The organism is Acidovorax sp. SDU_ACID1 (assembly GCF_045291395.1).
Taxonomy (GTDB): domain Bacteria; phylum Pseudomonadota; class Gammaproteobacteria; order Burkholderiales; family Burkholderiaceae_C; genus MR-S7.
This window is the reverse complement of the sequence record NZ_CP152342.1, coordinates 3,535,717-3,561,199: the sequence shown is the minus strand read 5'-3', so window position 1 is coordinate 3,561,199 and position 25,483 is coordinate 3,535,717. Positions and strand designations below refer to the sequence as shown.

Annotated in this window: 27 protein-coding genes and 1 pseudogene; 13 read left to right on the top strand and 15 right to left on the bottom strand. The window is 67.0% G+C overall.

The genetic code is table 11. The annotated features are described in order from the left end of the window. The first annotated feature begins 41 nt into the window (after positions 1 to 41). Genes AAG689_RS17535 through AAG689_RS17520 form a run of 4 tightly spaced genes read left to right on the top strand, consistent with a single transcriptional unit; the run spans position 42 to position 3,874 of the window. Positions 42 to 983, top strand: a complete 942-nt coding sequence (locus AAG689_RS17535) for a tripartite tricarboxylate transporter substrate binding protein (RefSeq protein WP_406623072.1) — start codon at positions 42 to 44, stop codon at positions 981 to 983. A gap of 14 nt (positions 984 to 997) precedes the next feature. Further along, a complete protein-coding gene (locus AAG689_RS17530; protein ID WP_406623071.1) occupies positions 998 to 1,978 on the top strand; it encodes a Bug family tripartite tricarboxylate transporter substrate binding protein in 981 nt (326 codons plus the stop codon). Between the two features lie 25 nt (positions 1,979 to 2,003). After that, positions 2,004 to 3,053, top strand: a complete 1,050-nt coding sequence (locus tag AAG689_RS17525) for an isocitrate/isopropylmalate dehydrogenase family protein (RefSeq protein WP_406623070.1) — start codon at positions 2,004 to 2,006, stop codon at positions 3,051 to 3,053. Further along, the gene (locus tag AAG689_RS17520) at positions 3,053 to 3,874 is read left to right on the top strand and encodes an amidohydrolase family protein (RefSeq protein WP_406623069.1); all 822 of its coding nucleotides are present in this window, start codon (positions 3,053 to 3,055) and stop codon (positions 3,872 to 3,874) included. Before AAG689_RS17525 ends, AAG689_RS17520 begins: the two co-directional genes overlap by 1 nt. On the opposite strand, the gene yihA is transcribed toward AAG689_RS17520, so the two are convergent. After that, complete coding sequence (gene yihA / locus AAG689_RS17515; protein ID WP_406623068.1) at positions 3,860 to 4,576, bottom strand: ribosome biogenesis GTP-binding protein YihA/YsxC; 717 nt, start codon at positions 4,574 to 4,576, stop codon at positions 3,860 to 3,862. The genes AAG689_RS17520 and yihA overlap by 15 nt on opposite strands. A gap of 85 nt (positions 4,577 to 4,661) precedes the next feature. On the opposite strand from yihA, the gene AAG689_RS17510 reads away from it, so the two are divergent. The 5 genes and pseudogenes from AAG689_RS17510 to AAG689_RS17490 all read left to right on the top strand — a co-directional run bounded on the left by AAG689_RS17510 (position 4,662) and on the right by AAG689_RS17490 (position 10,645). Next, positions 4,662 to 5,291 carry a c-type cytochrome gene (locus AAG689_RS17510; RefSeq protein WP_406623067.1) on the top strand — a complete coding sequence of 210 codons (630 nt, stop codon included), beginning with the start codon at positions 4,662 to 4,664 and terminating at the stop codon, positions 5,289 to 5,291. A gap of 128 nt (positions 5,292 to 5,419) precedes the next feature. Next, positions 5,420 to 7,555: a cytochrome c biogenesis protein ResB gene (locus AAG689_RS17505; RefSeq protein WP_406623066.1), complete on the top strand. Its 2,136-nt coding sequence runs from the start codon at positions 5,420 to 5,422 to the stop codon at positions 7,553 to 7,555. After that, positions 7,552 to 8,886: a c-type cytochrome biogenesis protein CcsB gene (gene ccsB, locus AAG689_RS17500; RefSeq protein ID WP_406623065.1), complete on the top strand. Its 1,335-nt coding sequence runs from the start codon at positions 7,552 to 7,554 to the stop codon at positions 8,884 to 8,886. Before AAG689_RS17505 ends, ccsB begins: the two co-directional genes overlap by 4 nt. 174 nt (positions 8,887 to 9,060) lie before the next feature. Next, a complete protein-coding gene (gene msrP / locus AAG689_RS17495; RefSeq protein WP_406623064.1) occupies positions 9,061 to 10,035 on the top strand; it encodes a protein-methionine-sulfoxide reductase catalytic subunit MsrP in 975 nt (324 codons plus the stop codon). Continuing rightward, a pseudogene (locus tag AAG689_RS17490) lies at positions 10,035 to 10,645 on the top strand (sulfite oxidase heme-binding subunit YedZ). The gene msrP and the pseudogene AAG689_RS17490 overlap by 1 nt, the downstream one beginning before the upstream one ends. A 64-nt stretch (positions 10,646 to 10,709) precedes the next feature. Here AAG689_RS17490 and AAG689_RS17485 read toward each other — a convergent pair. The 13 genes from AAG689_RS17485 to AAG689_RS17425 all read right to left on the bottom strand — a co-directional run bounded on the left by AAG689_RS17485 (position 10,710) and on the right by AAG689_RS17425 (position 19,890). Beyond that, entirely contained in the window at positions 10,710 to 11,543 is an 834-nt protein-coding gene (locus AAG689_RS17485) for an MBL fold metallo-hydrolase (protein WP_406623063.1), read from the bottom strand. Between the two features lie 66 nt (positions 11,544 to 11,609). Further along, a complete protein-coding gene (lysA, locus tag AAG689_RS17480; protein ID WP_406623062.1) occupies positions 11,610 to 13,106 on the bottom strand; it encodes a diaminopimelate decarboxylase in 1,497 nt (498 codons plus the stop codon). Between the two features lie 53 nt (positions 13,107 to 13,159). Beyond that, entirely contained in the window at positions 13,160 to 13,756 is a 597-nt protein-coding gene (locus tag AAG689_RS17475) for a recombinase family protein (RefSeq protein WP_406623061.1), read from the bottom strand. Positions 13,757 to 14,103: 347 nt separating this feature from the next. After that, positions 14,104 to 14,898, bottom strand: coding sequence for a hypothetical protein (locus AAG689_RS17470; RefSeq protein WP_406623060.1), 795 nt, complete (start codon positions 14,896 to 14,898; stop codon positions 14,104 to 14,106). Between the two features lie 512 nt (positions 14,899 to 15,410). Next, the gene (locus AAG689_RS17465) at positions 15,411 to 16,565 is read right to left on the bottom strand and encodes a zonular occludens toxin family protein (protein WP_406623059.1); all 1,155 of its coding nucleotides are present in this window, start codon (positions 16,563 to 16,565) and stop codon (positions 15,411 to 15,413) included. After that, complete coding sequence (locus tag AAG689_RS17460) at positions 16,562 to 16,855, bottom strand: DUF2523 domain-containing protein (protein ID WP_406623058.1); 294 nt, start codon at positions 16,853 to 16,855, stop codon at positions 16,562 to 16,564. Before AAG689_RS17460 ends, AAG689_RS17465 begins: the two co-directional genes overlap by 4 nt. Before the next feature lie 3 nt (positions 16,856 to 16,858). Further along, entirely contained in the window at positions 16,859 to 17,938 is a 1,080-nt protein-coding gene (locus AAG689_RS17455; protein WP_406623057.1) for a virulence factor TspB C-terminal domain-related protein, read from the bottom strand. Positions 17,939 to 18,320: 382 nt separating this feature from the next. After that, positions 18,321 to 18,659 carry a hypothetical protein gene (locus tag AAG689_RS17450; RefSeq protein WP_406623055.1) on the bottom strand — a complete coding sequence of 113 codons (339 nt, stop codon included), beginning with the start codon at positions 18,657 to 18,659 and terminating at the stop codon, positions 18,321 to 18,323. Between the two features lie 2 nt (positions 18,660 to 18,661). Continuing rightward, complete coding sequence (locus AAG689_RS17445; RefSeq protein ID WP_406623054.1) at positions 18,662 to 18,859, bottom strand: major capsid protein; 198 nt, start codon at positions 18,857 to 18,859, stop codon at positions 18,662 to 18,664. A gap of 66 nt (positions 18,860 to 18,925) precedes the next feature. Further along, positions 18,926 to 19,069: a hypothetical protein gene (locus tag AAG689_RS17440; protein WP_406623052.1), complete on the bottom strand. Its 144-nt coding sequence runs from the start codon at positions 19,067 to 19,069 to the stop codon at positions 18,926 to 18,928. Continuing rightward, positions 19,057 to 19,275 (bottom strand): hypothetical protein, encoded by a 219-nt coding sequence (locus tag AAG689_RS17435; protein WP_406623051.1) that lies wholly within the window; start codon positions 19,273 to 19,275, stop codon positions 19,057 to 19,059. Before AAG689_RS17435 ends, AAG689_RS17440 begins: the two co-directional genes overlap by 13 nt. Beyond that, on the bottom strand, positions 19,272 to 19,625 hold the full coding sequence (locus tag AAG689_RS17430) for a hypothetical protein (protein ID WP_406623050.1): 354 nt from the start codon (positions 19,623 to 19,625) through the stop codon (positions 19,272 to 19,274). Before AAG689_RS17430 ends, AAG689_RS17435 begins: the two co-directional genes overlap by 4 nt. A gap of 88 nt (positions 19,626 to 19,713) precedes the next feature. After that, a complete protein-coding gene (locus tag AAG689_RS17425; RefSeq protein ID WP_406623049.1) occupies positions 19,714 to 19,890 on the bottom strand; it encodes a hypothetical protein in 177 nt (58 codons plus the stop codon). Positions 19,891 to 20,437: 547 nt separating this feature from the next. On the opposite strand from AAG689_RS17425, the gene AAG689_RS17420 reads away from it, so the two are divergent. Both AAG689_RS17420 and cyaY read left to right on the top strand, forming a co-directional pair. Beyond that, complete coding sequence (locus AAG689_RS17420) at positions 20,438 to 20,722, top strand: hypothetical protein (protein ID WP_406623048.1); 285 nt, start codon at positions 20,438 to 20,440, stop codon at positions 20,720 to 20,722. Continuing rightward, complete coding sequence (gene cyaY / locus AAG689_RS17415) at positions 20,722 to 21,051, top strand: iron donor protein CyaY (protein ID WP_406623047.1); 330 nt, start codon at positions 20,722 to 20,724, stop codon at positions 21,049 to 21,051. Before AAG689_RS17420 ends, cyaY begins: the two co-directional genes overlap by 1 nt. A 109-nt stretch (positions 21,052 to 21,160) precedes the next feature. On the opposite strand, the gene AAG689_RS17410 is transcribed toward cyaY, so the two are convergent. Next, positions 21,161 to 23,536: a penicillin-binding protein 1A gene (locus AAG689_RS17410; RefSeq protein ID WP_406623046.1), complete on the bottom strand. Its 2,376-nt coding sequence runs from the start codon at positions 23,534 to 23,536 to the stop codon at positions 21,161 to 21,163. Between the two features lie 260 nt (positions 23,537 to 23,796). On the opposite strand from AAG689_RS17410, the gene AAG689_RS17405 reads away from it, so the two are divergent. Continuing rightward, positions 23,797 to 24,876: a pilus assembly protein PilM gene (locus AAG689_RS17405; RefSeq protein WP_406623045.1), complete on the top strand. Its 1,080-nt coding sequence runs from the start codon at positions 23,797 to 23,799 to the stop codon at positions 24,874 to 24,876. After that, the gene (locus tag AAG689_RS17400; protein ID WP_406623044.1) at positions 24,873 to 25,481 is read left to right on the top strand and encodes a PilN domain-containing protein; all 609 of its coding nucleotides are present in this window, start codon (positions 24,873 to 24,875) and stop codon (positions 25,479 to 25,481) included. The genes AAG689_RS17405 and AAG689_RS17400 overlap by 4 nt, the downstream gene beginning before the upstream one ends. Positions 25,482 to 25,483 lie beyond the last annotated feature (2 nt).

The window sequence follows — 25,483 nt, the reverse complement described above, 5'->3', positions numbered from 1 at the left end:
GAGACACCGATGTTCCCCATCCGCTGGAAGGCCGCCCTGGCGTGCCTGGCCCTCGTCCCGCTGGCCGCCGCCGCACAGGCCCCTGGCCCGCGCGCGCCATCACGCTGATCGTGCCCTTCGCGGCGGGCGGCGGCACCGACAGCATCGCGCGCGACATCGCCAAGAACATGGCCGAGCGGCTGGGCCAGCCTGTGGTGGTGGACAACCGCGGCGGCGCGGGCGGCGCCATCGGCGCGCAGGCCGTGGCCAAGGCCGCGCCGGACGGCTACACGCTGCTGTTTGCCACGTCCACCTTCGCCACCAACGCGGCCGTGGAGCCCAAGCTGCCCTACGACCCGGTGAAGGACTTCGCCCCGGTGGCCATGATCGGGCGAGGCCCGCTGCTGGTCGTCACCAGCAAGCAGCTCGGCGCGGGCAGCGTGGCCCAGCTCGTGGCGGCGGCCAAGGCCCGGCCCGAGGGGCTGAACTTCTGCTCCGCCGGCAACGGCAGCATCAACCACCTGGCGGGCGAGATGTTCCGCCAGAAGACGGGCCTGGGCGCGTCGATGACGCACGTGCCTTTCAAGGGCAGCGCCCCGGCCACGGTGGAGCTGCTGGCCGGGCGCGTGGATCTGTTCTTCGCCACCGTGCCGACGATCCAGAGCCACCTGAAGGACAACCAGCTCGGCCTGCTGGCCGTGACCAGCGCCAAGCGCTCGCGCCTGTTCCCCGACCTGCCCACGCTGGCCGAGGCCGGCGTGCCGGGCTACGACGTGACCACGTGGTGGGGCGTGCTGGCGCCCGCCAGGACGCCCGCGCCCATCGTCGAGGCGCTGAACCGCGCCGTGAACGAATCCGCCGCCGCCGAGCCGGTCAAGGGCCGGCTGCAGCACGAGGGTGCCGACCCGGTGCGCCTGGCCCCCGCCGCGTTCGGCGAGGAGTTGCGCAAGGAACTGGCGCTGTGGCGCAACGTGGCCGCCGCCCCTGGCATGCAACTGCGCTGAAGGAGAGCAACGCCATGCAACACACCCTTTCCCGCCGCAACTTCGTGGGCGCTTCCACCGCGCTGGCCCTGGCTGGCTGGGCCCGCGCCCAGGACAGCTACCCGAACAAGCCCATCACCGTCATCGTGCCCTACGCGCCGGGCGGGCAGGGCGACGTGTTCGCGCGCCTCGTCGGCGAGCCGCTGGCACGTGCGCTCGGCCAGCCCGTGGTGGTGGACAACCGCCCCGGCGCCAGCGGCGCGCTGGGCACCCGCCTGGCCGCGCGTGCGCCGACCGACGGCTACACGCTGCTCATGGGGCAGACGGGCGAGATCGCCATCAACGGCGCCGCCATGAAGAACCCCGGCTACGACGCGCTGAAAGACCTGCGCGCCGTGGCCCTGGTGGGCGACGCGCCGCTGGTGCTGGCGGTGCCCGCCGCCTCGCCCTTCAAGAGCCTGGCCGATCTGGTGCAGGCCGCGCGCGAGCGGCCGGGCAGCGTGGCCTACGCCTCGTCGGGCACGGCCACGCCGGGCCACCTGGCCGCCGCCGAACTGGCCGCGCGCACCGGCACGCAGATGACGCACATCCCCTACAAGGGCGCGGGCCAGGCCATCACCGACCTGATAGGCGCGCAGGTGCAGTTCTTCTTCGCCAGCGCCTCGTCCATCGTCGGGCACGTCAAGGGCGGCAAGGTGCGGGCGCTAGCCGTCTCCAAGCCCGCGCGCATTGCCGCGCTGCCCGGCGTGCCGGCGGTGTCGGACACGCTGCCGGGCTTCGCCTTCAGCCTCTGGGGCGGCTACTTCGCCCCGCGCGGCACGCCCGACGCAGTGGTGGAGCGGCTGGCCGGCGAAATCGGCCGCATCATCGGCCAGGGCCCGCTGCGCGAGCGCCTCGAAACCGAGGGCAGCGCGGTGGAGCTGGGCACGCCCAAGAGCTTCGACGCCTTCGTGCGCGCCGAGGCCGACAAATACGCGCGCCTCGTCAAGGCCGCCGGCGCCACGCTCGAAGGCTGAATCTTTCAACGAACGGAAACCTCCCATGAAAATCGTCGTACTCCCCGGTGATGGCATCGGCCCCGAAACCATGGCCGCCACGGTAGAAGTGCTGCAGGCCGCATCCCAGCGCTTCGGCCTGGATCTGCAGCTCGACCACGACGTGGCCGGGCACGAGAGCCTGCGCCGCCACGGCGCCACCGTCACGCCCGCGCTGCTCGCCAAGGTGAAGGCGGCCGACGGGCTGATGCTCGGCCCAATGTCCACCTACGACTACACGGACGAGATCAATCCGTCCCGGTTCTTCCGCAAGGAGCTGGATCTGTACGCCAACATCCGCCCCGCGCGCACGTGGAGCGGCGTGCCGCACAAGGTGGATGCGTTCGACCTCGTGGTGGTGCGCGAGAACACCGAGGGCTTCTATGCCGACCGCAACATCGCCTCGGGCGGCAGCGAGATGCTCATCACGCCCGACGTGGCGGTGTCGCTGCGCCGCATCACGCGCGGCTGCTGCGAGCGCATCGCGCGCTCGGCCTTCGAGCTGGCGATGACGCGGCGGCGGCACGTGAGCATCGTGCACAAGGCCAACGTGCTCAAGCTGGGCGACGGCATGTTCATCGAGGAATGCCAGCGCGTGGCGCGCGACTTCCCCGAGGTGCAGGTGGACGAGTTCATCGTCGACGCCATGATGGCCCACGTGGTGCGCGCGCCGCAGCGCTTCGACGTGATAGTGACCACCAACATGTTCGGCGACATCCTCTCGGACCTGACGGCCGAGCTCTCGGGCAGCCTGGGCCTGGGCGGCTCGGTCAACGCCGGGCGCGACCACGCCATGGGCCAGGCCGCGCACGGCTCGGCGCCCGACATCGCCGGGCAGGACATCGCCAATCCGTTCTCGCTGATCCTCTCGGCCGGGCAACTGCTGGGCTGGCACGGCCAGCGCCACGGTCTGCCGGCTTTCCTGGCGGCGGCCGAGGCCATCGAGCGCACCGCCGCCGCCGCCGTGGAGGCGGGCGAGGCCACGCGCGACGCGGGCGGGCGCCTGGGCACGGCCGCCACCGGGCGCGCCTTCGCGCAGCGCCTGCAGGGGGCGTGATGGCCGCCGGGGCGTGCGATTGCCACACGCACGTCTTCGGCCCGCGCGCCGACTACCCCATGGTGGACGCGCGCCCCTACACGCCCGGGCCCGCGCCGCTAGCCCCGCTGCGCGCGCACCTCGCGGGCCTGGGGCTGGAGCGCGTGGTGCTGGTGCAGCCCAGCGTCTATGGCACCGACAACCGCTGCCTGCTCGATGCGCTGGCGGCGCTGGACGGAGCCGGGCGCGGCATCGCGGTGCTGGAGAAGGGCGTGGACGCCGCTGCGCTGCGCGAGCTGCATGCGCGCGGCGTGCGTGGCGTGCGGGTCAACCTGGAAAGCGCGGGCCTGCGCGACATCGTGGGAGCGCGCGCCCTGCTGCAGGCCTGGAGCGCGCGCGTGGCCGATCTCGGCTGGCACGTGCAGCTCTATGCCGCGCAGCCCGTGGTGCGGGCGCTGGCCGATGGCCTGGCGCGGCTGCCGTCGCCCGTGGTGCTCGACCACTTCGCGCTGGTGGATGCGCCGCACGGCGCGGATGTGCTGACGGATCTGCTGCGCACGGGGCGCGTGCACGTGAAGCTCTCGGCGCCGTACCGCCTGGCATCGTCGGCCCTGGCCGATGCTTGGGCGTGCCACTGGGCCGAGGCGGCGCCCGGCGCGCTGCTGTGGGCCAGCGACTGGCCGCACACGGCGCGCGACCCGGGCCGCGCGGCGCACGAGGTCAGTGCCTACCGTGTGGTGCCGGCGGATGCGCTGCGCGAGCAGATCGCGCGCTGGCTGCCCGGCGTGGACCTGCGCCGCCGCGTGCTGGCGGACAACCCCGCGCGGCTATACGGGTTCTGAACCGGGTTCGGCATCCGGCGCGGCGGCGGGTTCCATCGCAGGGTGGGACCACTGCCACAGCAGCTGCGCCACCTCGTCCACGCCCTGTCTCTTGAGCGCGGAGAACATCCGCACCTCGCCGCCGCCGGCCTGCAGCCGCGTGATCGACAGCGCCTTGGCCTGCTCGGCGCGCGTGAGCTTGTCGGCCTTGGTGAGCAGCACGAGGAATTTCAGGCCCGCCTCCACGCGCGGGCGCACGGCGTCGAGCAGCGCCTCGTCCAGCTCGGTCAGCCCCAGGCGCGGGTCGCACAGCAGCACGATGGCCGTGAGGCTCTCGCGGCTGATGAGGTAGTTGAGCATCACGCGCTGCCAGCGCTGCTTGTCGTCGCGCGACACGGCGGCGTAGCCGTAGCCGGGCAGGTCGGCCAGCACCGCGTCCATCACGCCCTGGCGGCCCAGCGCGAACAGGTTGATGTGCTGGGTGCGGCCGGGCTTCTTCGACGCGAACGCGAGCTGGCGCTGCTGCGTGAGCGTGTTGATGCAGGTGGACTTGCCCGCGTTGGAGCGGCCGACGAAGGCGATCTCCGGCACGGTAATCTCGGGCAGGTGGTGCAACTGGGCGGCGGTGGTCAGAAAGCGCGCGGTGTGCATCCATCCCAGTGCGGCCTTGGCATCGGGCAATTCGGGCAGGCCGGGCGCCGGTGCGTGCGGTGTGGTTGACATAGATCGGGTTTTCAGGGGATGGAGCGAAACAGGGTGCATTGTAGAATCGCGGGGTTTTGCCGCTCGTTACACAAGAACCCCCGATATGAAGTTGCTCGCCTCCTTGCTGATGTCTGCCGCGCTGGCAGCTCCCGCTTTTCCGGCCCTTGCAGCGGGCGAAACGCCGAAGGCCGCCAAGCCCGACCTCGCCAAGGGCGAGGCCAGCTACGCCGCCGTGTGCGTGGCCTGCCATGCGGCCGACGGCAACTCCACCATCGCCGCCAACCCCAAGCTGGCGCAGCAGCACCCCGAATACCTGGTCAAGCAGCTGCAGGAGTTCAAGTCCGGCAAGCGCGCCGACCCTGTGATGCAGGGCATGGCCGCGATCCTGTCGGAAGACGACATGCGCAACGTGTCCTGGTGGCTGGCCTCCCAGAAGGCCAAGGACGGCTTCTCCAAGGACAAGGACCTCGTCGCCCTGGGCGAGCGCATCTACCGCGGCGGTATCCAGGACCGCAACATCGCCGCCTGCGCGGGCTGCCACAGCCCCAACGGCGCCGGCATCCCGGCGCAGTACCCGCGCCTGTCCGGCCAGCATGCCGATTACACGGTCAAGCAGCTGGTGGACTTCCGCGACGGCAAGCGCGGCAACAACGCGCAGATGCGCGACGTGGCGGCCAAGCTCAACGACCGCGAGGTCCGGGCCGTGGCCGACTACATCGCCGGCCTGCGTTGATTCACGTCAAATTCCCCGGGGTGCGCAGGTGCGCCTCCGGAACCTACCGCCGATAATCACACCCAAGACGGGCGGGCGCATCTGAACGGATGGCCCGCCCTTTTCTCTTTCGGGCTCTGCCGTCTTCCATGTCTGATCTTCCTTCCAGCAGCGGCGCCCGGCGCCCGTACGCCACGCGGTCGCTGACCGAGCTGCTGGCGTCCATGCGCTTCGCGATCGCGCTGCTCACGGTGATCTGCATCGCCTCGGTGATCGGCACCGTGCTCAAGCAGCACGAGCCCGCCGCCAACTACGTGAACCAGTTCGGGCCGTTCTGGGCCGAGCTGTTCCTGGCGCTCAAGCTCAACGCGGTCTACAGCGCGTGGTGGTTCCTGCTGATCCTGGCGTTCCTGGTGGTGAGCACCTCGCTGTGCATCGCGCGGCACGCGCCCAAGTACCTGGCGGACATCCGCAACTACAAGGAGAACATCCGCGAAAAGAGCCTGCAGGCCTTCCACCACAAGGCGCAGGCCGACCTGGCGGGCGAGGCGCCCGAGGCTGCCGCGCGCCGCATCGGGCAGATGCTGGCCTCCGTGGGCTGGAAGGTGCGCCTGCAGCAGCGTGAGACGGCCGCCGGCGCGGGCTGGATGGTGGCGGCCAAGGCGGGTGCGGCCAACAAGATCGGCTACATCGCCGCGCACAGCGCCATCGTGCTCATCTGTCTGGGCGGACTGCTCGACGGCGACCTGATCGTGCGCGCGCAGATGTGGTTCGGCGGCAAGACGCCCTACGCGGGCGGCGGGCTGATCTCCGAGGTCAAGCCCGAGCACCGCCTGTCCGAGCGCAACCCCACCTTCCGCGGCAACCTGGTGGTGGCCGAGGGCACGCAGTCGGCCACGGCCATCCTGAGCCAGTCCGACGGCGTGCTGCTGCAGGAGCTGCCGTTCGCGGTGGAGCTCAAGAAATTCATCGTGGAGCACTATTCCACCGGCATGCCCAAGCTGTTCGCCAGCGAGATCGTGATCCACGACAAGGCTACGGGCGAGGCCACGCCCGCGCGCGTGGAGGTGAACCATCCGGCCAGCTACAAAGGCATCGAGATCTACCAGTCCAGCTTCGACGACGGCGGCTCGCACGTGCGCCTGCGCGCGCGGCCCATGGTGCCGGGCGCGCGGGAGTTCGAGGTGGAGGGCACGATCGGCGGCGCCACGCAGCTCACGCACACGGGCACGGGCGAGGCGCTCACGCTCGAATACGCGGCGCTGCGCGTGCTCAACGTGGAGAACTTCGGCGACACGGGCGGCACCTCGGGCGCCGACGTGCGCAAGGTGGACTTGCGCCAGTCCATCGAATCGCGCCTGGGTGCGGGCAACAAGACGGTCACCAAGCGCGAGCTGCGCAACGTGGGCCCCAGCGTGACCTACAAGCTGCGCGACGCGGCCGGCCAGGCGCGCGAGTTCCACAACTTCATGCTGCCCGTGGACACGGGCGACGGCCAGCCCATGTACATGCTGGGCGTGCGCGAGACGCCGGCCGAGCCCTTCCGCTACCTGCGTGTGCCGGTGGACCACGAGGGCGGGCTGGACGGCTTCCTGCGCATGCGCCTGGCGCTTGCCGACCCCGCGCAGCGCGAGCAGGCCGTGCGCCGCTATGCGGCCGTGGCCGTGGACGGCGCGCGACCGGAGCTGGCCGCGCAGCTCGCGCAGTCGGCGCTGCGCGCGCTCACGCTGTATGCGGGCGAGCGCGACGCGCAGGGGCGCATGCACGGCGGCCTGCAGGCGATCTCGGACTTCATGGAAACCAACGTGCCCGAGGCCGAGCGTGAGCGCGCGGGCGAGGTGCTGGTGCGCATCCTCAACGGCGCGCTGTTCGAGCTGGCGCAGATGACGCGCGAGCAGGCCGGCCTGCCGCCGCTGCCTTCCGACGCGCAGACGCAGGCCTTCATGACGCAGGCCGTCCTGTCGCTGTCCGACGCGCAGCTCTACCCCGCGCCCATGGTCTTCGAGCTGCGCGACTTCGAGCAGGTGCAGGCCAGCGTGTTCCAGGTGGCGCGCGCGCCGGGCAAGAACGTTGTCTACCTCGGCTGCACGCTGCTGATCCTGGGCATCTTCGCCATGCTCTACGTGCGCGAGCGCCGTATCTGGGTCTGGCTCGCCCCGCAGGATGTGGGCACGCATGCCACGATGGCCCTTTCCACCAACCGCAAGACGCTGGACGGCGGGCGCGAGTTCGCGCGCCTGAGCGGCCAGCTCCTCGGCCCCCACCCCCACGGAGGTTCCGCATGAACACCGCCACGCAGACGTTCACGCTCAACGAAGGTTTCCTCGCGCGCCGCAACTGGCTGGACTGGCTGTTCGCCCTGGCCGTGCTGGCCGGCGGGCTGTTCGCGCTGCAGCGCTACGGCGCGTGGATGGACGGCTACGAGAAGGGCATCCTGCTCGGCACCATCCCCTGCGCGATCTGGCTGGGCTGGTTCTGGCGGCCGCTGCGCGCGCTGATGTTCGCCGTGGCGGCGTGCTCGCTGCTGGCTATCGCGCTCTACCAGGGCGAGGGCGGCGGCGACCTGGCGCGGGCCGACACGGTGTTCCTGCTGAAATACTTCCTGTCCAGCCAGTCGGCCATCCTGTGGATGAGCATGCTGTTCTTCATGAGCACGGCGTTCTATTGGGTGGGCATGTTCTCGCGCGGCGAGGGCACGGCCATGATGCGCATCGGCTCGCGCGTGGCCTGGGTGGCGGTGGCGCTGGCGCTCATCGGCACCATGGTGCGCTGGTACGAGAGCTACCAGATCGCGCCCGACATCGGCCACATCCCCGTGAGCAACCTCTACGAGGTGTTCGTGATGTTCTGCTGGATGACGGCGGCGTTCTACCTCTACTACGAGGAGCAGTACGCCACGCGCGCGCTCGGCGGCTTCGTGATGCTGGTGGTGAGCGCGGCCGTGGGCTTCCTGCTCTGGTACACGGTGGTGCGCGAAGCGCACGAGATCCAGCCGCTGGTGCCCGCGCTCAAGAGCTGGTGGATGAAGCTGCACGTGCCGGCCAACTTCATCGGCTACGGCACCTTCGCGCTGTCGGCCATGGTGGCTTTCGCCTACCTGATCAAGCAGCAGGCCGGCGAGACGCGCTGGTACAAGCTCGCGCCGCTGTGGCTGCTGGGCGTGGTGCTGTGCTTCGAGCCCATCGTCTTCCGCCAGGGCGCCACAGAGAACGGCGGCAGCTACTGGATGGTGTATTTCGGCATCTCTGCGCTCATCGTGGGCGGCATCCTGCTCGCGCGCCGGCGCATCGCCGAACGCCTGCCACCGCTGGAGGTGCTGGACGACGTGATGTACAAGGCCATTGCCGTCGGCTTCGCGTTCTTCACCATCGCCACCGTGCTCGGCGCGCTGTGGGCGGCCGAGGCCTGGGGCGGCTACTGGAGCTGGGACCCCAAGGAAACCTGGGCGCTGATCGTCTGGCTCAACTACGCGGCCTGGCTGCACATGCGCCTCATGAAGGGGCTGCGCGGCACCGTCTCCGCCTGGTGGGCGCTGGTGGGGCTGGCGGTGACCACGTTCGCCTTCCTGGGCGTGAACATGTTCCTCTCGGGACTGCACAGCTACGGCACGCTGTAAAAAAAGGAGCTGCCTGCGCTTGATTGGCAAGGATTTTGCGGTGAATACTGCTCTAAACCGGCTGTTGGCAAGCGCAACCAGCTATCGTTTTTGAAGGCCCATGAGGCCCTGCGCCGTGCAGGGCCGGGCGTCCTGAGGCAGACTCGCCAGACGTCCAGCCATTGGAGGCCCGCCATGCCCGCCCGCATTCGACCCACCGGATTCGACCACCCGCGCACCAGCGAGATCACGTCGCGCGCCGTGTACGCGCAGCGCCGCGACCTGCTGCGCCTGCTGGCCGGCGGCGCGGCCGGGGCGGCGCTGGCCGCGTGGGCGGGGCGCGAGGCGCTCGCGGCGCAGGCGCTGGCGGGCACGCGCTCGGCCGTGCCCGGCGCGGTGACCATGGAAAAGCCCACCGCCTACAAGGACGCGACCACCTACAACAACTTCTATGAGTTCGGCACCGACAAGGCCGACCCCGCGCGCAACGCCCACACCCTCAAGACCCGCCCGTGGACGGTGGAGGTGGAAGGCCTGGTCAACAAGCCGCGCCGCTTCGACATCGACGAGCTGCTCAAGCTCTCGCCGATGGAGGAGCGCATCTACCGCCTGCGCTGCGTGGAAGGCTGGTCCATGGTGATCCCGTGGGTGGGCTATTCGCTGGCCGAGCTCATCAAGCGCGTGGAGCCGCAGGGCAGCGCCAAGTACGTGGAGTTCGTCACCCTGGCCGACAAGGCCACCATGCCCTACGTGGGCTCGCGCGTGCTCGACTGGCCCTACACCGAGGGCCTGCGCATGGACGAAGCCCTGCACCCGCTCACGCTGCTCACCTTCGGCATGTATGGCGAGGTGCTGCCCCACCAGAACGGCGCGCCGGTGCGCATCGTCGTGCCGTGGAAATACGGCTTCAAGAGCGCCAAGAGCATCGTGAAGATCCGCTTCGTCGAGAAGGAGCCGGGAACCGCCTGGAACAAGGCCGCGCGGCAGGAATACGGCTTCTATTCCAACGTGAACCCCGACGTGGACCATCCACGCTGGAGCCAGGCCACCGAGCGCCGCATCGGCGAGGACGGCCTGTTCGCCAAGAAGCGCAAGACGCTGCTGTTCAACGGCTACGAGGCCCAGGTGGGCCAGCTCTACGCGGGCATGGACCTGAAGAAGTTCTATTGATGGCTGCCGCGCCCCGCGGCCGCTGGCTGCAGCACCGCGCGGCCAAGCCGCTGCTCTTCACGCTGTGCCTGCTGCCTCTGGCATGGCTGGTGTATGGCGCGGCGACGGATGGCCTGGGCGCCAATCCGGCGGAGGCGCTGATCCGCGCCACGGGCGACTGGACGCTGCGCCTGCTGTGCCTGGCCCTGGCGGTGACGCCGGTGCGCATCGCGCTGGGAGTGCCGGCGCTGGCGCGCATGCGGCGCATGCTGGGGCTGTTCACGTTCTTCTATGCCGCGTTGCACCTGCTGTGCTACGCGTGGTTCGACATGGGGTTCGATGCGGCCGAGATCGCGCGCGACATCGCCAAGCGGCCCTTCATCCTGGTGGGCATGGCGGCCTTCGCGCTGCTGCTGCTGCTCGCCGCCACCTCCTTCAACCGCGCCATCCGCTGGCTGGGGGGCGGCGCTGGCAGCGCCTGCACCGCGCCGTGTACCTGGTGGCGGTGCTGGCGGTGCTGCACTTCTTCTGGATGCGCGCGGGCAAGAACGACTTCGCCGAGGTGGCGGTCTATGCCGCCGTGCTGGCGGCGCTGCTGCTGGCGCGCGTGGTCCGCTGGCGGCGGACGTGATGCTATGGGTTGAATAGCTGCTCGCGCTTGCAGGATAAGCGCTGCAGCCGGATTTGGCTTGAAGTCAGCCGACCGCCTGCAGGGGCGGGCGCACCTGGCGCGTCACCGGGTCGATGTGCGCCGTGGGCACCTGGTAGGCGCGGTCGTCGAACAGGTCGATGCCGCACATCAGCGAGTCCAGCCAGTCGTAGAAATCGTTGATCGCCTGCTTGCCCATGATGGGCGCGCCGTGCTGCGGCACGAGCATGGCCACGTCGAGCGGGCGCACCATGCGCGTCCACAGGCGCAGAATTTTGTTGGAGACCATGTAGCGGCGGTGGAAGCCTTCCATGCGCGGGATGTGCGGCGCCAGCTCGGTCACCGGCACGCGCGCCTCGGCGCCCGAGGTCATGGACACGCCCAGGTCGCCCGTGAACAGGATGCGGCTGACCGGGTCGTAGAAGTGGAAATTGCCCTCCGAGTGCATGAAGTGCGCGGGCAGCAGCACCAGTTCGTGCCGCCCCAGCGGCAGGTGGCCGCCGCCGTCGGGCACGCCGATGACGCGGCCCTCGGTCTTGCCCAGCTTGGTGAAGTGCGGCGCGAAGCGCTCCCAGATGCGCGAGATGACCAGCGTGGCCTTGGTACTGGTCATCCAGCGGTCCAGCGAGGCGATGATGTCCGGGTCGGCGTGCGAGGCGATCAGGTAGGAGAGCTTGTGCGGCGGGAAATGCTTGGTCATTCCCATGAACAGCTCGTTGAAGGCCAGGTTGCCGCCCGGGTCGATGATGGCGCCGGTGTCCCCGTCCACGATCAGGAACTGGTTGGCCTGCACGGCCTGGCCGTCCTCTTCGATGAGGTCCGAGAACATCAGACAGGCGTGGTGCTTGTCTCGGTAGAGTTCGAGAGGTTCCAGGGACATGCAGCGGACTTTCGCAATGAAAGTCGGAATGCTAGTCCCCCCTCTGTGGCTGTTTCTTGATGGCTATCAAGGATTGGCGGGTGGCAGGAGCTTTTCGGCGTGGAAGATGTCGCTCACGCTCTCGCGGCGGCGGATGAGATGGGCGCGCTCGCCGTCCACCAGCACTTCGGCCGGGCGCGGCCGCGTGTTGTAGGTGCTGCCCATGGCGCTGCAGTAGGCGCCGGCGGAGAGCACGGCCAGCAAGTCGCCGGCGCGCACGGCCAGTTCGCGGTCGCGGCCGATCCAGTCGCCGCTCTCGCAGACGGGGCCGACCACGTCGTAGACCTGCGCGGTGGCCTGTGCGGTCGCCTGCAGCGGCACGATGGCGTGGTAGGCCTGGTACATCGCCGGCCGGGGCAGGTCGTTCATCGCCGCATCGACGATGCAGAAGTTCTTCTGCTCGCCGGGCTTGAGGTAGAGCACCTCGGTCAGGCACACGCCCGCGTTGCCCACCAGGGAGCGGCCCGGCTCGATCATGAGCCGCTTGTCGCCGTAGCCGCGCGCATCCACCTTGGCCAGCAGCTTGGCCCACAGTGCGTCGGCGGCGGGCGGCGTATCGCCTTGGTAGTCGATGCCCAGGCCGCCGCCGAAGTCCAGGTGGTGGATGGGAATGCCCGCCGCCTCGACGGCCTGCACCAAGTCCAGCATGCGGTCCATGGCGTCGAGATAGGGCGTCTCCTCGGTGATCTGCGAGCCGATGTGGCAGTCGATGCCGATCACGCGCAGGCCCGGCAGCGCGGCGGCGCGCTGGTAGGTGGCCACCACGCGCTCGTGGGCGATGCCGAACTTGTTGCCCTTGAGGCCGGTGGAGATGTAGGGGTGGGTCTTGGCGTCCACGTTCGGGTTCACGCGGATGCTGACCGGCGCGCGCAGGCCCATGGACTGGGCGACTTCACTGAGCACCTCCAGTTCGGCTTCGCTCTCCACGTTGAAGCAGCCGATGCCGGTCTCCAGCGCCTGGCGCATCTCGGCGCGGGTTTTGCCCACGCCGGAGAAGATGACCTGGGCTGGGTCGCCCCCGGCTGCGAGCACGCGCTGCAGCTCGCCGCCGGAGACGATGTCGAAGCCGCAGCCCTGGCGGGCGAACAGCTGCAGCACGGCCAGCGACGAGTTGGCCTTCATCGCGTAGCAGATCTGCACCTTGCGCCCGGCGAAGCCGCGCTGGTAGGCGGCCAGCGCCTGCAACATGGCGGCCTGGGAATAGACGTACAGCGGCGTGCCGTGCTCGCGCGCCAGGGTGTGCAGGCGCACGCCTTCGAGGTGCAGGGCGTTGCCCTCGTAGTGGACGTGGGGCTGGCCGGGCAGGGAGGAGGAACTCATGGAGTGGGAGACGATGCGGGGGGAAGCCGGCGCCGCGGGCGGGCGCGGGATGGCGGGGTTGAGGGTTTCGGGCAGGGTGGCGCGCTGCGCAGCCGCGGGGTCCGTCGGCAGATAGAGCGGGCCGCGCTGCCCGCACCCGGCCAGGGCTGCCGCGCTCATGCTAAGGGCAATCGTCCTGACTAGAATTTGGCGGGCTTTCAACATCCGCAAATTGTACTTTTCAGCCCCCAAGACAAGCCCGCGCCACGCGGGCTTTCTCATGCACGGGCACGCACTCGCGTGAGATACGGAGCATCAGGACGCACTACCCGATAGACCGCGCACTTGACCGTGCCGAGACCGACACCCCACAGCTCAGCCAACTCGGGCATTGTCCGACCACCCGCCAAGTACATAGCCACCAACTGGGCCTCATCATCAGGCGACAGAGCACGCCGACGACCCCAGCGCTTACCGCGAGCCTTTGCAGCAGCTTGCCCAGCCATCACGCGCTCACGGATCATCGACCGCTCAAGCTCCGCCACAGCGCCTAGCACTTGAAACGTGAACTCACCAAAGGGGCTAGACGTATCGAGAGGCTCAGTGAGACTACGGATGGACGCACCGGAAGCCTTTAAACGATCACGTATACCGAGCAGGTCAGACAGGCTACGCGCAACGCGATCCAGCTTCCAAACCACCAGCGTATCCCCTGCGGCGAGGCATGACAGAGCGCGCTGCAACTCAGGGCGAGGACCGATGCCAGACCCAGACTCACGAAAGACCCTCAACACGCCAGCAGAGCGCAGCGCATCCTGTTGCAAAGCCGTATCTTGATCCACCGTAGACACACGCGCATAACCGACCAACGCCATCACTCCCTCCAGATCAAACCTTGAGTTTTCCAATCACGATTCGTCAGCGCGAACCGCAGTAAGGACCGCACGACCTCAGCGCGCGTGCAGCCATAGAAAGAGGCTAAGTCGTCGATCGTCATACCGGTGCGCGGAGGAATGGACACATCCAGGCGCACATGCCGCGACCGATGGTCAGCCACACGTACGGCGCTTGTGTTACCGGCAACGACGCGAAGAGAGGACTTAGGCAAGGGCATGGCCTACCCCCCGCCCCGACAACGCGTCTACGGGCCCGCTATGGCCTTGCGGCTGGCCCTCAAACGCGAAGTAAAACCAGTCTCCCCACCGGCTCAGATGCATGGTGTCTACACGACCACCCATGAAGACCAGCGCAGCCGACCGAAGGGCCGCATCAACCGAGTGGAACTCACCGAGGTCGACGGGGGCGGGACTTCCACGTCACCGAATTTGGTCCACCGGTTCGACCACTTGTCACCCTCTTCGAAAGCCTTGGTGATGTACTTTGAGAGGTAGGCCGCAATGCGCGCAGCAGTGCGCTGGCTATGCCGCTTGCGCGCAGAGATATCAACGTTCCCGCCGTGCGCTTTCGTGACGGATCGCCAGATGGCGCGCAGCACATTCCACGACTTCACCAAGACGCCGTTGCGGGCCTTGAGACTTGCAGGCAGCCTCACCGTAGCCATGTGCACATGCCACGCACCACGCTTTTGCTGCTCAAAACCGCACACCGCGCGGAAGTCTGGAATCACGCGCCGGACTCGCCGCACGAACTCTTTCAGGTGCGCCTTGCACAGCGCCAAATCCTGCTGGTTGCCTTTATACGTGAGCGTCATCAGCGTATCCGCGCCCATGGCCTTGCAGAGCTTGCGCACGCGTGTTTTGGCGCGGTTCGCCGCGACCTCAAGAGCGCGAGCACGCTTGTCTACGTCGCTCTGATGATCGGGGTCAGCCAGCATATCGAGATAGTCCTGAATCTGGCCTGCCGTCCATCCCAGCTCCTGCCAGCATGTGCGCTCGACTCCGCTGACCTCGATGTGCCCGGCGCCCAGGTCATGCGCCTTGACCCGGAAGACACCATCGTGATAACTGCCGACCGCGTAGCGCGAACCGTCCGCGTTCTCTAGAATACGAATCGCCATGGGATACCCCTCTATCTCGTGACCACGAACCCCGAGCGGCTGCAACCGTTGCGGGGTTCACCTTTTTCAGGGCAGCACGCCCTCGAACCACAGGGCTACAACGCCCCCCTGCTTGTGCCGGTACTGACGCCGCCACAGCTCATCCAGGTAGCACCAATCGCCATCGGGCCACTGCCAGACGAGCAACGCGCCAGGGCGCGGGACGTCCAAACGAAAGCCCACCAACTGACCCGCATGGGGAAGGAAGACCGGGTTTTCTGTCATACGTCCTAAAGTGTTTATGGGATAAATCTAGGCCGCGCTGCGCGCGGCCTCGCCGCCGCGCTGCGCCAGCGTCGGCTTGCCCGCATCGCACGCGGCATCAAACAACGCGAGCGCCACAGAGCACAGGGCACGGGGCGCACCACGCGGCGACATGGGGTTTGTCACCCCATACCCCGACCCCACCGCTACGACACAAGGTCTCCGCTCTCGGGGCCCCGGTTTGTCTCCAGAGAAGAGGCGGCGCATACCTAGCGTCCCAGGCTCGACCGCACTTGCGCATTGCGCGCGGCCAGCTCCTGCTCCCACTGTGAGCGCGGCTGCTTCGGCTGCTGCTGGGCCGCAGCCTGAGGGCCAAAAATCTGGTCAGGAGACACACGCACACGCCCAGGCTCCAGAGCAGCAGGAGGCGGCGCGACAAGGCCGGCATGCGTGATACCCGCCCGCTGCTCGGGCAAGTCGCAGATCACTGAGCGCGTCGTACCCCGGTAGACAAGATTGAGCATGCACTCGCCCTTGCGCGTGACCTTGTAACCCATGTCTTTCAAGTCGGCGCTAGTCAGCGTGAAAGCCTGCTGCCCACCCTGGCTAACCGCAAGCTGGCACAACAGCCGGTCCCCCATCTCGACGCAACCCAGCAGATGGAGACCACGGCCCGCAAGTGGGTGATCCGGCTGCGGTGGCTTCTCCGGTGATGCAGCGACTGCGGGCACCGTCGATGCGGGCACCATTGCCGTTTTCCCGCCGCCTTGCTTCTGTTGCCCTTGGCTCGCTGATGCTGCTGCCGGGTTCATGTTCGACGCAAGGCGTCCGTACATGTGCCATGCAAGGTAGCCGGTGCAACCGAGGGCTGCGACAGCCACGACGAGCGCCGTCGGGAAACTGCGGATTGGCTTGATGTGGATCGACGCCGAGGTGTAGCTGTCAAAGATGCGCTTGGGCAGCTTGTAGCGCTTCTTGATGGGGGCCGAGCGCCAGCCGGTACGGCACTGGTCAGCGCATTCGGGCCATTCGTACCACCAGCGGCCCAGCCACCCCAGATCACGCAGATGGATATGGCGACCGACCAGGGCGCGCACGTTTGAATCCAGCAGGTTTGGGCCTTGCGTGGTCAGGAAGAAGTCCAGGCCGCGATGGCGGTGAGTCTCCAGGGCCGCGATATGGTCAGGGACTACCTTTCCCGCGCCACGGGGGCGCCATACCTGCTGCACCTCATCAATGACGATGGCCGCGCCGTCCGGGACCTCCTCCATCCATTTAGTGGGGTCCTCGAGGGGCACATGCGCCAGCTTGAGGCCATTGAGGCCGAAGACGAAGAGCGGACGATCCGCGCCGACCGTGCGCAGCAGATCCACCAACGCCGCAGTCTTGCCGGTGCCAGGGGCACCCGTGAGCAACGTGATCATGACTGCGAGGCCGTGCCGGTTTGCAGGGCGAAGTGCTTGAGTACGAGCCAGGAAATCCCGGCCACCAGTCCGCCGCTCGTAATGCTCATGTAGTCAAAGAACCCGGCGCGTGCGGCGAGCTGGGCGGCCACGGGCAGGATGCCCTGGGTTGCTGCCTTGGCCGAGCCGAGCACGTTGTTCAGGCCTTCGGTGACACCCGTGTATGTGACCGTGCCGACGCCGAGCGCGGCCAGGACTCTGGAGACGATTGGCCAGGAAATATCCGAGAGCCACTTTGCCAAGCCATCCATGTTTTACCTCCGCAGGAAGCCGACCATGCCCAGGCCGACCGAGAGCCACGCCAGGGCGATCACGACAGGGCGCACACCATCCGCCCACTGGCACCACGCATCCCAGGACCATTCCAGCGTGCCGATGCTGGTAGACACCGTGAGGGGCGCAGGGCAGCTCTGCCCAGGCGTGCCGAAGCCAGACTGAGGCGTGATGGTGCTGGCGTTGATTTCGCGATCCTTGACCGGCTCAGCATCGCCAGCAGAGCCGGTTTTCTGGCACACGAAGGTGTCGGGGAAGAGCTTGCACAGAAGGCCTTCCTCGCCATCGCCGTCGCCGTCCCCGCTGCCACCACCACCACCGCCGCCACCTGTACCGCCACCGCCACCGCCGCCCCCACCGTTTCCGCAGTCGTCGCCCTCGCACTCGCCACCACCGCCGCCGCCGCCGCCACTGCCGCAGTCATCGCCTTCACATTCACCGCCGCCACCGCCCTCGCCGCCGCCGCCTTCACCTTCGCCCTCGCCCTCGCCCTCACCGGGAGGGCAGACACCAGCAGTGCAGCCGCCGTCATCGGGGGGATCATCGTCGTCATCGTCGCCGTTGCCGCCTTCACCGCCACTGCCCTCGCCAGGGCCACCACCCTCGCCGCCACCACCTTCGCCGGGGCCACCTTCGCCGCCACCGCCTTCGCCTTCGCAACCGGCACCCTCACAGCCAGGGCCACCGCCACCCGAGCCGCCAGTCTGGGGCGGAGGGCTAGACGGGTCAGGGGTCTTTTGCGTGCACTGCGCGCCCGTGCTGGTGTACGCGTGTTCGCAGAACGACTTATGGGGAACACCCTCCTCGGCAACAGTCTCAATCGAACAATCCAGGACCCCCTGGTGCGCCCACACGCAAGCACCGTCACAGTAAGAGCCGGGAGGCGAAACCGGATCGCCAATAGGCTTACCGTCCGGAGGCACGTCAGTCCACCAACTACTAAAAAACGTGTAGCTCTTGTTCTGACCAGCCTCGCATGTTTGCGGCTTGACGCACTGGCCGTTGCGCTCGACAAACCCCTGCGCACAAGCGCAGGTAGCCGAGGCCCCAGAGCCGATCATGGTGGAGTTATCGGGGCAGCTGTAGACGGGCTCAGGCTTGGTACACATGCTGTTGTAGACACCGTTAGCTGTGCTGCCATCCCAGCCCAACTGCGCCGACGTGTAAGACCACCCACATTCACGCTGCGAGCGCCCCTCATGCCCGCACACCCATGCGGCAGATACGGAGGGGTTCGACGCATAGGACCTAGGATGATTTCCTGGTGTGCAGTCACCGTCAGGCTGAGTCGGCGTCGCAGGGATCGCATACGCCAAAGATGCGCAAACACACAGCAGCAGGGCCAGGATCAGGCGGTGAATACGAGCCATAGCCATCACAAGCCCCTCAGAAGTAGCGCGGCCATGCCGAGCACGGCGACGACGAGCATCAATGCATCCGGTGTCATGTATCCCCCTGGTGGCCCCAACTGGTGACGGCGTGCCAGACGGTGCGGCCGATGAATGTGACGGCGCCGACGGAGAGGAGCACCGCAGCAACGCCCCACGCGAGTTCCATGGCTTCCGCGCGTTGCATGAGTCCGCAGGGCTGCGGCTCAACCGCCACCACACGCATGAGCACTGCGCCAGTGCTGATGTCTGTGGCCTCGTAGGTGATCGAGGTGGGCGTGACGGCACTGGCCGCGATGGCGTAGCCACCTTGGACAGTGCCGGAGACCGCAGCGGCTGCGGCCTCATTGGCAGCTTGAGCAGTGCCGTAGCACTGGGCACCAAACTGCCACATGGTCAGCGAACCGCGCGGCGCAGGAACAGGATGGCGGCCACGGCGATCACGGCCACAATGACGAGGGTGGCGGCGCTGACACCGTCGTCTTTCATGTCGCCCAGGGCGGTGCTGACTTCTGTGGGCAGTGCGGCGTAGGCATTGCCAGCCAGGACCATGGGCAGTGCCGCAGCGGCGGCGAGCTTGTTCTTGAGGCTCATGTCGAAACTCCTAAAAGGTTTTTGAAACGACGCGGATTGCGTCCGAGTGCCCCGCACGCGAGGCAGTCAGCTGGAATCCTTTTTGCCGCCGATGGCTTCACGGATGAAGCGGATGGCGCGCACTGCGGTGATGGCCGTTACGACCATGGCCGCAGCACGGGAGCCGTTGAGGGCCATGCCCAGGAGTAGTTCGAGGGCTAGGGCCGGCATGGGAGGGCACTGTTGATGGACCGCACGTGGGCGCGGGCGCGGGCCGAGCCGATGCGCACGCGCTTGTCTTCCCAAGCTTGAATAGCGTCAGCCACATGCATCAGGGCGCGCACAATGAGCGACCAGCAGATGGCGCCAAGGACGCCACCCACCATCGAGAGCTTCACGATGGACAGCGCGAAGGCTTGCAGCTCAAGCTCTGTCATGGAGCAGGCGTGGCCTTTGCAGAGGACGCGGACGGAGAAGCCGCACGGGCGCCAAAGACCGCCTTAGGGTCCACCGGTGTCAGGGAGACGAACTGCGCCTGGATGCGGCCCGCGTTGTCCCCATAGTCCTGCACGCCGAGCGTGAAGCCCACCGTGTAGAGGCCCAGGCCGACCTGCCCCTCCAGAGCGGCCGGGACTCGGAACATACCAACGGTGGCCACATCGCCGTTTTCCTTGCGCACGATGGCGCGCGCTTCTTTCCACTGGGACAGGACGCCCTGTGCATTGGGCTTCTTGGCGACCTTGTCTTCGATAAGGATGATTTCCATGAGGGATGCGTAAGCAGACATAGGGGACTCCAGGCAGTGGGCAGCTAAGGCCCGAGAAAGAGCAACAGCGCTCTACGCTCACCCGCACGCGAGGGAGCGTGCAGGGCTGTCATGTGGCGACCACCTGGACGGAGGTGCAGGGGAGCCATTTGCCGTAGGTGTCACCAGGAAGACGGACGAGGCAGCGGCCCATGCGCACGCGCAGGACGGGGCCACGGAAGCCGTACCAGCAGACGGTGAGGCCGCGGCGCACCAGCTTGTCGTGCATGTCGAGGTTTGCGGCCATGTCAACAGCCCTCACGGGAGGCGCAGCGGCCATCGAGCACCGCGTAGGCCCACTTGCGACCGGAGCCGACGACAAACGACGTATGGGAGCCAGAGGGCAGATAACAGGGCGCGTCCATACCAGCGCCGAACAACGCGCCAGTCACCGAGCCGTCACCAGTGGCGCACCACCCGCCAAGAAAGTCGTCACGTATCTCATGACAGCAACCCGCGTTACCGGGCGCCACAGAGGCGATACGGAGGCACTCCCCACCGCCCACCGCCAACGGGTGAGCTACCACCGCAATGGCGGCTTGCTGGACGGGGGAGTGCTTTCGGAGGCCATCGCGGCTTGCTGCGCGAGGGCGAAGGCGGCGAAGGAGATTTGCGTGGCTGACATGGGTAGCTCCATGGGTTAGACCAAAGAGCCCGCCCTGCTTCTGGCGGTAGGCCGCGCTGTGGATCACTGCGACTGGCCGGGAGAGCCCCATGGTGGTAGACTGAAACCGTTACCGGAAACAGTAACTTTACTCAAACGAGTAAATGCAAGTTTACAGAAAGGAGTAAACATGAGCCAATTGGTTTCCTTTATCGAAAAAGGTAGATCTATCTACGGCAGCTATGGCGGGTTAGCGAAAGAGGTAGGCGTGCCACAAAGCCATATCAGCATGTGGAAGTCAGGCGTAAAAGCCTGCACCGCACCCGATCGCGCCGCACTGGCGGTAGCGGTCGGAGAGAACCCCGCCGAAGCCGCCATCGAGGCAGCACTAGAGGGGATCAACCTAGAAAAACCGCAGGGCAAGCGCGCAGCACACGCCCTACAGCTAGCACTCCAGAGGATTCGAAAACTGTAATGACCGACCTCGAATTCATGGACCGTGCCGAGCAGCTGCTGCTGGCGGTGGAGCAGGGCTGCGACCGCATCAACGAGGCAACCGAGGCCGACCTGGACAGCCAGCGCTCCGGTGGCATGGTCACGATCACGTTTCCCAACCGCAGCCAGATCGTCATCAACCTGCAAAAGCCGCTGCACGAAGTCTGGATGGCGGCGCAGTCCGGCGGCTACCACTTCCGCTTCGACGGCCAGCAGTGGATGGACACCAAGGGCGCAGGCGAATTCTTCGCCGGTCTGAGCCGCGATGCCAGCCTGCAGGCGGGGCAGCCGCTGGTGTTTTCGCGCTGAGGGTGCTCTTGAAAAAGAGCTGCCTGCGCTTGGTGCGAAAGGAATTCAGGGGGTATTTGTCCTGAAAACCTTGCACACCAAGCGCAGGCAGCTTTTATTTTGATAGCGGTCAGTTGCGGAACAGGTCCAGGATCCGGTTGCGCTCCTCGGTGGGTGGCGGCGTGCCGGGCGCCTGGCTGCCAGGCGCACCACCTTCCACGCCTACGCTGGCCACGCCGCCGCTGCGCGCGTATTCCTCGTAGAACCATTCGCCGCTCACGTTCACCAGGCCGGGCGGCACCGTGGGTTCGGCCACCGGCACGCCCTTGAGCGCGCGGTCCATGAAGCTGATCCAGACGGGCAGGCTCAGGCCACCGCCCGTCTCGCGGCTGCCCAGGTTGCGCGGCGTGTCGTAGCCGATCCAGGTCACGGCCGCCAGCGTGGGCTGGAAGCCGGCGAACCAGGCGTCCACGGCGTCGTTCGTGGTGCCGGTCTTGCCGTAGAGGTCGGGGCGCTTGAGCGTGGCCTGGGCGCGCGCCGCCGTGCCCGAGCGCGTCACCTCCTGCAGCAGGCTGTCCATGACGAAGGCGTTGCGCGCGTCGATGACGCGGGGGGTGTCGCCGATGGCGGGCGGCTGGACGTCCGACAGGATGCGCCCCTTGTGGTCGGTGATGCGGGTGATGAGGTAGGGGTTGACGCGGTAGCCGCCGTTGGCGAACACGGAATAGGCCGCCACCATCTGCATGGGCGTGACCGAGCCGGCACCCAGCGCCATGGTGAGGTAGGGCGGGTGCTTGTCGGCGTCGAAGCCGAAGCGGGCCACCCAGTCCTGCGCAGTCTTGGGGCCTACCGACTGCAGCACGCGGATGGAGACGACGTTCTTGGAGCGCGCCAGGCCGGTGCGCAGCGTCATGGGGCCGTCGTACTTGCCGTCGTAGTTCTTCGGCTCCCAGGGCTGGCCGCCCGTCACGCCGGCGCTGAAGAACAGCGGCGCATCGTTGACGATGGTGGCGGGCGTGAAGCCCTTTTCCAGCGCGGCGGAATAGATGAACGGTTTGAAGCTCGATCCCGGCTGGCGCCACGCCTGGGTGACGTGGTTGAACTTGTTCTTGTCGAAGTCGAAGCCGCCCACCAGTGCGCGGATGGCACCGGTGCGCGGGTCCACGGCGACGAAGGCGCCCTCCACCTCGGGCAGCTGGGTGATTTCCCAGGTCTTCTTGGGCGTCTGCACTACCCGGATCACCGCGCCGCGGCGCAGCTTGATGTTGGGCGGGGCCTTGTCGCTGAGGCCGGACTGCGCGGGCTTGAGCCCGTCGCCGGTGATCTCGATCAGCTCGCCGTCGGCGCGGGCCGCCACGATCTTCTTGCTACCCGCTTCGAGCACCACCGCGGCGAGCACGTCGCCGTTGTCGGGATGGCCGGCCAGCACGTCGTCGATCACGTCCTCGGCCTGAGCGGGGTCGGTGGGCAGGGCGGCGAAACGCTCGGGGCCGCGGTAGTGCTGGCGGCGCTCGTAGTCCATGATGCCCTTGCGCAGCGCGGTATAGGCGGCCTCTTGCTCACCGGCGTTGAGGGTGGTGTACACGTTCAGGCCGCGTGTGTAGGCCTCGTTGCCGTACTGGGCGAACACCAGTTGGCGGGCCATTTCCGCGACGTACTCGGCGTGGATGCGCGTACTGTTGGTGGAAGAGCGCAGCTTCAGGTCTTCCTGCTTGGCGGCCGCGGCTTCTTCTGCCGTGATGAAGCCGTTCTCCTGCATGCGCTCGATGATGTAGAGCTGGCGCATGCGGGCGCGCTTGGGGTTGCTGATGGGGTTGTAGGCCGAGGGCGCCTTGGGCAGGCCGGCCAGCATGGCGGCTTCGGCGATCGAGATGTTTTTCAGCGGCTTGCCAAAATAGGTTTCTGATGCGGCGGCAAACCCATAGGCGCGATTGCCCAGATAAATCTGGTTCATGTAAATCTCGAGAATCTGGTTTTTGGTCAGCAGATGCTCGAGCTTGAAGGTTAGTAATATTTCGTAAATCTTTCGTGTAAATGTCTTCTCGGAAGAAAGATACACATTGCGCGCCACCTGCATGGTGATGGTGGATGCCCCCTGGCTCTTGACGCGGCCCAGGTTGGCGAGCGCGGCGCGCAGCACGCCCTTGTAGTCGACGCCGCCGTGCTGGAAGAAGCGCGCATCCTCGATCGCCAGAACGGCGTTGGTCATCACCGGCGGAATGTCCTGGATCGGTGTGAGATTGCGCCGTTCCTCGCCGAACTCTCCGAGCAGCGCGCCTTCCGTGGAATAGACCCGCATCGGCAGCTTGGGCCGGTAGTCGGCCAGCTCGGAGATGTCGGGCAGGTTGGGATAGGCCACGGCCAGCCCGAGCGCAATGAACATCGCCCCCGCCAGCACGCCCGCCGCGGCAAGCCCGACCAGCCAGGCAAGCCCGCGCACCACCCAGCGCAGCCAGCGTGGCGAGGAGGAGGCCGGGGAGGGTTGTTTGTCTTGTGGGGGAGGCATACGGCTCCAATGGAAAGCGAACCCGCCATTATAAAAATCGTCCGCGCCGTCCATCGCTCCGCCACGTTGCCGGCGTCCCCGCCGTTTCACGGTTTCCCCGGGGAAATCGGCTCTCCTGTCCCGGAAAATCGTCTGCTTTTGACAACGCGGCGCATGTAGCCAAAGGGTAAAACTCTTTGCTGGTAAAGGACCTTACTGATAGCATTCATGTGAAGTGTTAAGTTTTGTTGCGCCATATAGATAAGTCACGGGGGGCCATCTTGATCTCAATGGGGTCGTTGTTCAGTCGCCAGTCAGCCCCATTGCTGGGGATCGACATCAGCTCATCCAGCGTCAAGCTTGTCGAGTTGGGGCGCGACAAAGCGGGCACGCTGGTGCTGGAACGGTGCGCGATCGAGCCGCTGGAACGGGGCTGGATCACGGATGGCAACATCGAGAAGTTCGACGAAGTGGCCGAGGCGCTGCGCCGGGTCGTGAAGAAGAGTGGCACGAAGACCAAGAACGTGGCCCTGGCGTTGCCGTCGTCCGCCGTCATCACGAAGCGGATCACCCTGCCCGGAGGCATGACCGAGCAGGAACTCGAGGTGCAGGTCGAGTCCGAGGCCAACCAGTACATCCCATTCTCTCTGGACGAAGTGAGCCTGGATTTTTGCGTGATCGGCCCCAGCAAGAACGCCCCGGGCGATGTGGAGGTGCTCATTGCCGCCTCGCGTAAGGAAAAGGTCCAGGACCGCCAGGGTTTGGCAGAGGCGGCCGGGCTCAAGCCCATCGTCGTAGATGTCGAGTCGCATGCGGCCCGCCTGGCGGCCGGCCGTCTCATAGAAGCCTTGCCCAGCAGCGGCGTGGATGCCGTGGTGGCGCTGTTCGAGGTCGGGGCTCTGACCACCAGCATGCAGGTCCTGCGCAACGACGATGTCCTCTATGACCGTGACCAGGCCTTTGGCGGCGCGCAGCTGACGCAGCTCATCGTCCGCCAGTACGGTTTTTCCCAGGAAGAAGCGGAAAGCAAGAAGCGCAACGGCGATCTCCCGGAAGACTACCAATCGGCCGTGCTGCGTCCCTTCGTGGACAGCATGGCGCAAGAAGTAGCCCGCGCCCTGCAGTTCTTCTTCTCCAGTACGCCCTACAACCGGGTGGACCACATCATGCTGGCGGGTGGCTCGGCTCCCCTGCCTGGGCTGACAGAGGCGGTGACCCAGCACACAGGCTCCGCCTGCAGCGCCATCAATCCTTTCGAAGGAATGGAAATCGGCGGCGCGGTACGGCTCAAGAAGATGGTGCGCGAGGCGCCGTCCTACCTGACGTCGTGCGGGCTGGCGATGCGGAGGTTCCTGCAGTGATTCTCATCAACCTGCTCCCGCACCGGGAGGCCGCGCGCAAGCGCCGGCGGGAAACATTTCAGGCGGTCATGGTGGCTTCGGCCCTCGTGGGCTTGGCCATCGCCGGGGCCATCTACTGGTGGTACCAGATGATGATCGACAACCAGCAGGCGCAGAATAACTTCCTGCGCGGTGAAATCCGAGTCCTGGAAGGCCAGATCAAGGAAATCGCAACCATCGAGGAAGAGATCGCAGCATTGCGCGCACGCCAGAAGGCGGTGGAGGACCTGCAGTCCGACAGAAATCTGCCCGTCCACATGCTCAACGAGTTGGTCATGCAATTGCCGGACGGCGTATACATCACCAGCCTCAAGCAGGCCGATCAGGTCGTCACCATGCAGGGCATGGCGCAGTCGAACGAGCGCGTTTCCGAGATGCTGAGAAATCTCGCCGGCAACACGCCCTGGTTTTCGAAGCCGGAACTGGTCGAGATCGTTGCGGCCAATGTTGCGCTGACGCCGAAGGATCAGCGCCGGGTGGCGTCGTTCAACCTGCGTTTCCGGCTGGTACGCAGTGCCGAGGCGCAAAAGGCGATGGATGCCGCCAGCGCGGCTGCGGGGAAGTAAGC